Below are 1,079 nucleotides of genomic sequence, written 5' to 3' on the forward strand. Positions count from 1 at the left end.
GGGTGCGGTCCGCCCGTCGTCACAGCGACGGGCGGGCCGCACTCGGCGTCCGGCCAGTCAGTCGCCCCAGGTGAGCTGCGGCTCGCCGAGAACCGTCTCGTCGACCGTGACACCGAGGCCCGGCGTGTCCCCGGCAGGACGTCGGCCTCGGTGAACCGGGCGTCCACCTGCGCCGTCTTCAGGGTCACCATGTCCTCGCAGTTCAGGACCGAGCGGAGCTATCGGAGGCCGTGGGCGGCGGCGATGTGCGGGCGCTGCGTAAGGAGCGTTTCCGAAGTGCTCCTCGAAACGGCCTCCCGCACGCGTCAGAAGTCCGGTCCGGCGCGTGGTCGAGGGTCCCTTCGGACCAGGCCGCCAGATACCGGCATGGCGCCGAGATCGCTGTCGCCGTCCGCGTGGCGCAGGACCCAGTCGTCGAGATCGAAGGCTATTTCCAGCGGTTCTCTGGCCATGTAGGCATGCAGCCGCTCCGCCTCACCGGCAACTGGGCTCCTTTCGGGGGAGAGTACTTCTCGAAAGGCGGTCTCGGCCCTCGCGAAGCGCATCCGCGCGGCACGCGCAGACACCTCCAAGACATCGCCGATGAGTTGCCAGTCGGCACTGCTCATCCGCTCGAACACGGCCGCGGCCTGGAAGAACCGCTCCGCGGCTGCGACCACTCGGGCGGCATCGGCAAGTACGGTGCCCGGCGAGGGGTTGGTGCCGTCAAGGTTCAACTCGTTCTCGCCCATGGAACGAACACACGGGTAAGGTCGGCCAGTTCGCACGCCTCATAGGACATCACCAGCCTCGCCCGAGCCGCATCCGTGTACGGCACAGCGGTTCCCGTGTCGCCTTCGGTCATCGGGGCTCTCCTTCGTGGATACCCTGGCCTTCAGGCCGGGGGAGGAAACGAAGGTCCTGGGGAGCAGGGCAGGGAAAGCCGGTTCGCTGCCAAGGCGGACCGGCGTCCACCATCCACCGACCGACTTCCGCCGCTCACATGGGAGTTGATAGAATGTGAAGTATGACGCAGACGGTGAAGCGGGCTTTCAGGTACCGCTTCTATCCCACGGGCGGGCAGGCGGCTGAGCTGTCGC

General features: G+C 67.6%; 3 protein-coding genes. 1 reads left to right on the top strand and 2 read right to left on the bottom strand.

Annotated elements, in window-relative coordinates; translation table 11 throughout:
• Together AB0I54_RS48210 and AB0I54_RS48215 are read right to left on the bottom strand one after the other, a co-directional pair.
• A partial coding sequence (locus AB0I54_RS48210) for a hypothetical protein (RefSeq protein ID WP_363302765.1) occupies nt 1-191 on the bottom strand: 191 nt, incomplete at its 3' end.
• A 114-nt stretch (nt 192-305) separates the two neighbouring features.
• The gene (locus AB0I54_RS48215) at nt 306-731 is read right to left on the bottom strand and encodes a hypothetical protein (protein ID WP_363302766.1); all 426 of its coding nucleotides are present in this window, start codon (nt 729-731) and stop codon (nt 306-308) included.
• A gap of 275 nt (nt 732-1,006) precedes the next feature.
• Here AB0I54_RS48215 and AB0I54_RS48220 point away from each other — a divergent pair.
• Nucleotides 1,007-1,079, top strand: a 73-nt coding sequence (locus AB0I54_RS48220) for a helix-turn-helix domain-containing protein (RefSeq protein ID WP_363302767.1), incomplete at its 3' end; no start/stop codon positions are given.

The organism is Streptomyces sp. NPDC050625 (assembly GCF_040654755.1).
Lineage (GTDB): Bacteria > Actinomycetota > Actinomycetes > Streptomycetales > Streptomycetaceae > Streptomyces.

Excerpts from the sequence above, each read along its gene's own strand:
- AB0I54_RS48215 (WP_363302766.1), bottom strand. The coding sequence starts at position 731 with ATGGGCGAGAACGAGTTGAACCTTGACGGCACCAACCCCTCGCCGGGC.